Below are 8,363 nucleotides of genomic sequence, written 5' to 3'. Positions count from 1 at the left end.
GCTGCATCGAATATCCCAAGGACAAGAAGTCCGGCGACAGCTTCGAGGTGACCGGTCCGCAGGGCTCGGCGACCGTCACCATCAAGTAGCCCGGCCTCGGCGCGACGGCGTCAGAAGGCCCCGCCGCGGCCCTCGCCGGCCGCAAAACGGCTGGCGCCTTCGCGCGACTGCCCGGACCGCAGGGTCTCCATCCCGAGCCTGACCTCATTGGCCTGGGCGCCTTCCCAGTCCAGCGACCACTGGGCGATGGCCGAGAGCCGGTCGTTCCTCATGCAGAGCTGCGGGAAGGCCGAGAGTTGCCGCGCCAACTCCAGCGCCGCCGCCAGCGCCCCGTCCCTGGGCGCAAGCCGGTTGGCGAGGCCGATCTCGAACGCCTCCCGCGCTTCCACCGGCCGGCCCGTGAGGATCAGGTCCATGGCGCGTGAGCCGCCGATCAGCCTGGGCAGGCGCACGGTGCCGAGATCAATGAGCGGGACCCCGAAGCGCCGGCAGAAGACACCGAACACCGCCCCCTCCGCCGCGACCCGGAGATCGCACCAGCAGGCCACCTCCAGCCCGCCGGCCACCGCGTGGCCCTCGACCGCGGCGATCACCGGCTTGCTCAGGCGAAGCCGGGTCACGCCCATCGGTCCGAAGTCGCCTCCCGAATGCACCGGATTGCCGCCGCCCTCGGAGATCGCCTTCAGGTCGGCGCCCGCGCAGAACGTCCCGCCGCGCCCCGCGAGGATCGCCACGTCGAGCCCCTCGTCGGCGTCGAAGGCCTTGAAGGCCTCGTAGAGCAACCTGGCCGTCGCCCCGTCCACCGCATTGCGCCGCTCCGGCCGCTCGATGGTCACGATCGCGGCGCGGTCCTGCGTCTCAACGCTGATGGTGGACATGGCGGGCTCCCTGTTCGAGCACCCATCGTCACGCTTGCGGCCCCACGGAAGGCAAGGGCTAATGGCCCGGGACAGCTTCCGGAGCCTCGCCATGGATCAGATCCCCGCGCCAAATCCCTGGGCTTTTCCGCCGAGCGGCTGGCGAAGATCGACCGCTTCCTGCAGGAAAAATATATCGGCCCCGGCAAGCTGCCCTGCGCCCACTTCACGCTCGCCCGGCAAGGCCAGGTGGTCCACCAGACCGTGCTCGGCCAGCAGGATCCGGAGCGCGGCGTGCCGCTGGCCGACGACACCGTCTACCGCATCTATTCCATGACCAAGCCGATCGCCTGCGTCGCCCTGATGACCCTGGTGGAGGAGGGGCTGATCGCGCTGGACGAGCCGGTCGCCAAATACATTCCCGCCTGGAAGGACCTGGGCGTGTTCGCCGCCGGGACCGGGCCTTACATGACCACCCCGCCCGAGCGGCCGATGCAGGTGGTCGACCTTCTGCGCCACACCTCGGGCCTGACCTACGGCTTCCAAAGCCGCACCAATATCGACGCCGCCTACCGCAAGGCGAAGGTCGAGAACATGTTCGGCGAACATGATCTCGAAGGCATGATCGCCGAGCTCGCCAAGCTGCCGCTGGAGTTCTCGCCCGGCGAGGCCTGGAACTATTCCGTCTCCACCGACGTGGTCGGCTACCTGGTGCAGACGGTGGCCGGCAAGCCGCTGTCGCAGGTGCTGGCCGAGCGGATCTTCGCGCCGCTGAAGATGGTCGACACCGGCTTCTTCGTCCGCGAGGACCAACGCGCCCGCTTCGCCGCCTGCTACGACGCGGTCCCCGGCGGCAAGATGAAGCTGCAGGACGATCCGGCGACCAGTCCCTACCTCAAGCCGCCGGCCCTGGAATCCGGCGGCGGCGGCCTGGTTTCCACGGCGGCCGACTATCTGCGCTTCACGACCATGCTGGTGAACGGCGGGGTGCTGGAGGGCGCGCGCATCCTGGCGCCCAAGACCGTGCGGCTGATGGCCTCCAACCACCTGCCGGGGGGCAAGGACCTCACCGAGCTGTCGCGCTCGCTGTTTTCGGAGAGCACCAACGCCGGCGTCGGCTTCGGCCTCGGGTTCGCCGTGGTGTTCGATGCGCCGAAGACCCTGATCCCCTGCTCGAACGGCGAATTCTACTGGGGGGGCGCGGCCTCGACCGCCTTCTGGGTCGATCCGGTCGAGGAGGTCACGGCGGTGTTCATGACCCAGCTCCTGCCGTCCTCGACCTATCCGATCCGCCGCGAACTCAGGACCCTGGTCTACGCCGCGCTCGAGGAGACCAACGGCTAGCGCGGCTCAGGCCTTGGCCGGCTGGGGGCCAAGCGCCCGTTCCTCGGCGTCGGTGATCGCCTCGCTCTCGTCCATCATCGGCTGGCCCAGGCCGGTGTCGGGCGCATCGGCGCTCGGTCTCGTGTCGAGCATGCGCGCCTTGCGCCAGCCGCCCCAGCGGTAGTAGGCGCCGGCCAGGACGAGGGTCGTCAGGCTGCCCAGGGGGAAGCTCAGCCAGACCGCATCGGCGCCCATCGTCGGCAACAGGAAATTGGCCAGCGGGATGCGCACGCCCCACAGCGAGATGATCATCGCCAGCAGGGGCGGCCAGACCGCGCCGGTGGCCCTGACGACGCCCGAGAAGATGAAGGCCATGCCGAAGAAGATGAAGCCCCACAGCACGTAGGAATTGATGTGCACCGCGATCGGCAGCGACGGGCTGGTGGCCGGCAGGAAGACGCGCAGCACATAGGGGTCGGCCAGGTAGATCGCCAACACCGGGACAGAGGTCATCAGGAAGGCGTAGCCGGCGCCGATCAGCGCCACCTTTTCCACCCGATCCATCCGGCCGGCGCCGACGTTCTGGGCGGCCATGGAGGAGACGGCCGCGCCCATCGCCATGGCCGGCATCTGCACATAGGTCCACAGCTGCGCCGCCGCGCCATAGGCCGCCGAGGTGTGCACACCGAACTGGTTGACGAGGCTCATCATGGTCACCGCCGCCAGGCTGATGACGATCATCTGGAAGCCCATCGGCAGGCCCTTGAGCACCAGGTTCCTGATGATCGCGAGGTCGGGGATCAGCAGGTGGAATTCCGAGGGCCGCAGCACCAGGATCGAGCGGCTGCGGTAGAGGTAGACCGCCATCCCCACCAGCGTGATCGTCTGGGAGATCAGGGTGGAGGCGGCCGAGCCGGCGATGCCCAGCCGTGGGAACGGTCCGATCCCCATGATCAGCAGCGGGTTCAGCACCACGTCCATGGCGACCGCCATCAGCGAGAAATAGAACGGCGTGCGGCTGTCGCCCGTGCCGCGCATGGCCATCATGACGAAGGAGAAGAAGTACATGAACGGCATGGCCGCGAAGATCACCCGCAGATAGGCGATCGCATCGGCCCGCGCGTCGATCGGCGTGCGCATGGCGTCCAGGATGTGCGGGGTGAGCAGGAAACCGGCGACGCCGACGCCCAGCGACAGCACCAGGAAGAAGGCGGTGCAGGAGCCCACCACCTTCTTGGCGAGCGCCCGGTCGGCCGCCCCGATCGCCTGGCCGATCATGATGTTGGCGGCCATCGAGACGCCGAACACCGCACCCAGCATCAGGAAGAGGATCTGGTTGGCGTTGGAGGTGGCGGTCAGCGCCGCCTCGCCGAGCTGGTGGCTGACCCAGAAGGCGTTGGCTGTGCCGTTGAACGACTGCAGGATATTGGAGCCCAGCACCGGCAGGGCGAAGGTGACCAGCGTCCTGCCGATCGGCCCCTTGGTCAGGTCCGGCCCGCCGCGCCGCCCGGCTGGACCGCCCGGGCCCATCGGCGGCGGCCCCGGCGGCCTGGGGCCTCGTCCTGCGGCATTGGCGCGCGTCGGCTGCAAGGCCTCAAGTCCCTCTCCGCCCACGCAACGCGCAAGCCTGCTGCCGGGCCGCACCCGGCGCGGACGCCCGAGTCACCGGAAACGCCTGGGAATGGTAGGTACGCGAAGCTGCGCCTTCAAGCGTGCGGCGCAAGATCGCGGCCATGCCCACGCTTGAGCCGGCCGGGTTTCGATGTAAGACCGGCCGCGGGGACCCAATGCGGGCGCGGGGCCGCAGCCCAGGCTAGAAAGACCGAATGAAGATCCTGATCACGGGTGGCGCCGGCTTCATCGGTTCGGCTGTGGTGCGCAAGGCGATCGCCGAGGGCCATGCGGTGGTCAACCTCGACGCCCTCACCTACTCGGCCAATCTGGAGAACGTGGCGAGCGTCGCCCCGAGCCCGCTCTATGCCTTCGAGCACGCCGACGTCGCCGACGAGCGCACGGTGGCGGCCATCTTCGCCGGCCATCAGCCCGACGCGGTGATGCACCTGGCCGCCGAGAGCCACAACGACCGGGCCATCGAGGCGCCCCTGGACTTCGTGCGCTCCAACGTCACCGGCACGGCGGTGATGCTGGAGGCCGCCCGCGGTTACTGGGCGAAGCTGCCGGCCGACCGGAAACAGGCCTTCCGCTTCCACCACGTCTCCACCGACGAGGTGTTCGGGTCGCTGGGCGAAGACGGCGCCTTCAACGAGGCCACGCCCTACGATCCCAACTCGCCCTATTCGGCCTCCAAGGCCGCCGCCGACCACCTGGTCCGCGCCTGGGGCCGCACCTTCGGCCTGCCGGTGGTGCTGACCAACTGCGCCAACAACTACGGCCCCTACCAATTCCCCGAGAAGCTGATCCCGACGGTGATCAGCCGGGCGCTGGAGGGCAAGTCGATCCCGGTCTATGGCGACGGCCGCCAGGTGCGCGACTGGCTGCACGTTGACGACCACGCCGAGGCCCTGCTGCTGGTCCTGGCCAAGGGCCGGCTGGGCGAGACGTACTGCATCGGGGGTGTGCCCAATCGGCGCAATCTGGAGATCGTCCAGCTGCTCTGCGCCGCCCTCGACAAACATGCGCCCGCCAACACCCCCCACGCCGAGAAGATCGAGTTCGTGGCCGACCGGCCGGGCCACGACTTCCGCTACGCCATCGACGCCGCGAAGCTGAAGGCCGAGCTCGGCTGGGAAGCCAGGACATCGCTCGAGCAGGGCCTCGATGACACCGTCCGCTGGTACGTGGACAACAAGGCCTGGGTCCAGGCCATCCGCGAGCGCGGCTTCCATTCCGAACGCCTCGGGCTGGTGAAGGCGTGACCCTCCTTCGCCAAGGCTTCGGAGGGCCAGGACCCGTCCTGCGAAGCTCCGCCAGGAGCGAGGCCGGATGAGCGTGCGCGTCCTGCAGTTCGGGACCACCGGCCAGTTGGCGCGTGAGCTGATCCGCCAGGCGCCGGCGCACCCGCTCGAGCTCACCGCCGTCTCCCGCCAGGACTGCGATTTCGAGGATCCGGAGAAGGCCGCGCGCATCGTCCACCAGACCAAACCCGACCTGGTGATCATCGCCGCGGCCTACACCGCCGTCGACGCGGCCGAGGCCGACGTGGAGAGCGCTTTCCAGATCAATTCCGACACCCCCGCCGCCATCGCCGGCATGTGCGGCGCGAACGGCCCGGCGCTGGTCAATTTCTCCACCGACTACGTCTTCGATGGTCTGAAGGGCGCCCCCTATCTCGAGACCGATCGGCCCGAGCCGCTGGGCGCCTATGGCCGCTCCAAGCAGCACGCCGAGCACCTCGTCACCTCGACCTGCCCACGGGCGCTCGTCCTGCGCACCTCCTGGGTGGTCTCGGCGCACGGCCGGAACTTCGTGAAGACCATGCTGCGGCTGGCCGGCGAGGGCCGCCCGATCCGCGTCGTCGACGACCAGTTCGGCCGCCCGACCTCCGCCGCCGACCTGGCGGCGTTCGTGCTGTCCCAGGCGCCGCAGCTGGCCGCCGCCCCGGCTGGCGACCCGCGCTTTGGCCTGTTCCACTTCGCCAATGCCGGCGAGACGAGCTGGAAGGCGTTCGCCGAGGCGATCTTCGAAGAGGCCTACGGCCCCGAAGCCCCCGTGGTGGAGGGCATCGCCACCGCGGGCTACCCCGCCGCCGCGCCGCGCCCGCCGCGCGGCACGCTGGACACCCGCAAATTGGAAACCGTCTTCGGCTATGCCCCCAGACCCTGGCGCGAGGCGCTGGCCGAGATCGTGGCGGAACTGAAGGTCACAGCATGAGGCGCGGAGTCATCCTGGCCGGCGGCGCGGGCACGCGGCTGCATCCGCTGACGCTCGCCGTCTCCAAGCAGCTGCTGCCGGTCTACGACAAGCCGATGATCTACTATCCGCTGTCGGTGCTGCTGCTGGCCGGCGTGCGCGAGATCCTGATCATCACCACGCCCGAGGACCAGGCCGGCTTCAAGCGCCTGCTGGGCGATGGCTCGCAGATCGGCGTCCGCTTCGAGTACGTCGTCCAGCCGACGCCCAGCGGCATCGCGGAGGCCTTCATCCTGGGCGAGGATTTCCTGGCCGGCGAGCCCAGCGTGCTGATCCTCGGCGACAACATCTTCTTCGGCCAGAACTTCCGCCAGATGCTGGCCAGCGCCGCGGAGCGCGAACACGGGGCGACCGTCTTCGGCTACCAGGTGCAGGACCCGGAACGCTATGGCGTGGTGGAGCTCAGCCCCGACGGCCGCGCGCTGGGCATCGAGGAGAAGCCCCAGGTCCCGAAGTCCAACCACGCCGTCACCGGGCTCTATTTCTACGACGGCCGGGCCAGCGCGTTCGCCAAGACCCTCACCCGCTCGGGCCGGGGCGAGCTGGAGATCACCGCGCTCAACCAGATGTACCTGGAGGCCGGCGAACTGCATGTCGAACTGCTCGGACGTGGCTTCGCCTGGGAGGACGCCGGCACCCACGACAGCCTGATCCAGGCCGGCGAGCTGATCCGCACCTTCGAGCAGCGCCAGGGCCTGCGCATCGGCTGTATCGAGGAGATCGCCTTCCGCAGCGGCTGGATCGACGCCGCCCAGCTCAGGAAGCTCGGCGAGGCCCAGGCCAAGAGCGGCTACGGCCAGTATCTGCGCGAGCTCGCCGAGGCCGGCCCCGGCAGCGACGAACCGGCGGAGTAGCTACGCCGCCGCCAGGGCGCTCTTCGCCCGCCCGTAGATCAGGTAGACCACCACCCCCAGCGCGTTCCAGGCGAAGAAGAAGGCGATGGTCTTCGCCGACAGGCTGGTGAACAGGTAGATGCAGCCCAGCACCGCGGCCGGGCCGATCACCCAGATCAGCGGCGTCACGAAGGGCCGATCCAGCTCGGGCGAACGGCGGCGCAGCACCATCACCGCGCTGGCCGTGGCGATGAAGGCCGCCAGGGTGCCGGCGTTGGCGAGCGAGGCGATATCCGACAGCGGCAGGGCGCCGGCGATCACCGCGGCGATCACCCCGGTCAAGAGCGTCACCGCCACCGGCACGCCGCGCTTGTCGACGCCGGCTAAGGAGCGGGGCAGCAATCCGTCGCGGGCCATGGCGAAGAACACCCGGCTCTGGCCGAACATGAACACCATGATCACCGTCGGCAGGGCCACCACCGCGGCGCCGGCGATCAGCGAGGCCGCGCCCGGCCGGCCCAGCTGGCGCAGCACGAAGGCCAGCGGCTCCGGGCTCTTGGAGAAGACGTCGTAGGGCTCGGCGCCCAGGGCGCAGGCCGCCACCACCATGTAGATCAGGGTGCACAACAGCATCGAGCCGATGATGCCGATGGTCAGGTCGCGCCTGGGGTTCTTGGCCTCCTCCGCCGCCGTCGAGATGGCGTCGAAGCCGTAGAAGGCGAAGAAGATGATCGCCGCAGCGCCCATCACCCCATACTTCTTGCCGTCGATCTCATGCGCCGCATAGCCGAACGGCGCGAAGGGATGGAAGTGGCTGGCGTCGAAGCTCGGCAGGGTGAAGGCCACGAACCCCGCCAGGGCTGTCAGCTTGACCAGCACGAGCACGAAATTGACGGTCGCGCTTTCCCGCGTGCCGACCAGCAGCATGCCGGTGACGACCAGCGCGATGAACACCGCCGGCAGGTTGACCAGCCCCCCGGCGTCGGGCCCGGCGAGCAGCGCCTTGGGGACGCCCCAGTGCGCCTGCTCCATCAGCCCGGCGGCATAGCCGGCCCAGCCCACCGACACCGCGCTGCAGACCAGGGTGTATTCGAGGATCAGGCTCCAGCCGATCACCCAGGCGATCAGCTCGCCCAGGGTGACGTAGGAATAGGTGTAGGCGGACCCGGCCTGCGGGGTCAGGCTGGCCATCTCGGCGTAGCAGAGCGCCGCGCAGGCGCAGACCGCGCCGGCGATGGCGAACGACAGGATCACCGCCGGGCCCGCCAGGCCCGCCGCCACGCCGGTCAGGGTGTAGATGCCGGTGCCGATGATCGCCCCGACGCCGAGCGCGATCAGGTGATACCAGGAGAGCGTCGGCTTCAGCCGGTGCGCGCCGGCGGCCGGGGCGGCGGGCTGGACCGGCTTGCGGCGCGTCACGAAACTCATCGGCGGTCCCTCGGGCCTGATCAGAAGCGCCACCATGGCTTGCGCCGCGCTC

The 8,363-nt window shown here is 69.5% G+C and carries 8 protein-coding genes; 4 read left to right on the top strand and 4 right to left on the bottom strand.

What is annotated here, in order from left to right:
* Positions 1 to 110: 110 nt before the first annotated feature.
* Both VGT80_RS13535 and VGT80_RS13530 read right to left on the bottom strand, forming a co-directional pair.
* A complete protein-coding gene (locus VGT80_RS13535) occupies positions 111 to 878 on the bottom strand; it encodes a crotonase/enoyl-CoA hydratase family protein (protein ID WP_327456626.1) in 768 nt (255 codons plus the stop codon).
* A 96-nt stretch (positions 879 to 974) separates the two neighbouring features.
* Complete coding sequence (locus VGT80_RS13530; protein ID WP_327456625.1) at positions 975 to 1,115, bottom strand: hypothetical protein; 141 nt, start codon at positions 1,113 to 1,115, stop codon at positions 975 to 977.
* Here VGT80_RS13530 and VGT80_RS13525 point away from each other — a divergent pair.
* Complete coding sequence (locus VGT80_RS13525; RefSeq protein WP_327456624.1) at positions 1,107 to 2,201, top strand: serine hydrolase domain-containing protein; 1,095 nt, start codon at positions 1,107 to 1,109, stop codon at positions 2,199 to 2,201. The two genes, VGT80_RS13530 and VGT80_RS13525, sit on opposite strands and share 9 nt — an antisense overlap.
* A 6-nt stretch (positions 2,202 to 2,207) precedes the next feature.
* Here the strand turns inward: VGT80_RS13525 and VGT80_RS13520 are convergent, their stop codons facing one another.
* Positions 2,208 to 3,770 (bottom strand): MATE family efflux transporter, encoded by a 1,563-nt coding sequence (locus VGT80_RS13520; RefSeq protein ID WP_327456623.1) that lies wholly within the window; start codon positions 3,768 to 3,770, stop codon positions 2,208 to 2,210.
* Positions 3,771 to 4,006: 236 nt separating this feature from the next.
* Here VGT80_RS13520 and rfbB point away from each other — a divergent pair, with 236 nt between their 5' ends.
* The 3 genes from rfbB (at position 4,007) to rfbA (ending at position 6,904) form a co-directional block, all read left to right on the top strand.
* A complete protein-coding gene (gene rfbB / locus VGT80_RS13515; RefSeq protein ID WP_327456621.1) occupies positions 4,007 to 5,056 on the top strand; it encodes a dTDP-glucose 4,6-dehydratase in 1,050 nt (349 codons plus the stop codon).
* A gap of 67 nt (positions 5,057 to 5,123) precedes the next feature.
* The gene (rfbD, locus tag VGT80_RS13510; RefSeq protein WP_327456620.1) at positions 5,124 to 6,011 is read left to right on the top strand and encodes a dTDP-4-dehydrorhamnose reductase; all 888 of its coding nucleotides are present in this window, start codon (positions 5,124 to 5,126) and stop codon (positions 6,009 to 6,011) included.
* A complete protein-coding gene (rfbA, locus tag VGT80_RS13505) occupies positions 6,008 to 6,904 on the top strand; it encodes a glucose-1-phosphate thymidylyltransferase RfbA (RefSeq protein ID WP_327456619.1) in 897 nt (298 codons plus the stop codon). The genes rfbD and rfbA overlap by 4 nt, the downstream gene beginning before the upstream one ends.
* Here the strand turns inward: rfbA and VGT80_RS13500 are convergent, their stop codons facing one another.
* Positions 6,905 to 8,311 carry an amino acid permease gene (locus tag VGT80_RS13500; protein ID WP_327456618.1) on the bottom strand — a complete coding sequence of 469 codons (1,407 nt, stop codon included), beginning with the start codon at positions 8,309 to 8,311 and terminating at the stop codon, positions 6,905 to 6,907.
* Positions 8,312 to 8,363: the final 52 nt, after the last annotated feature.

The organism is Phenylobacterium sp., from assembly GCF_035944335.1.
Classification (GTDB): Bacteria; Pseudomonadota; Alphaproteobacteria; order Caulobacterales; family Caulobacteraceae; genus Phenylobacterium.
The sequence above is the reverse complement of the archived record's forward strand: the minus strand, read 5'-3'. Positions and strand labels throughout refer to the sequence as shown.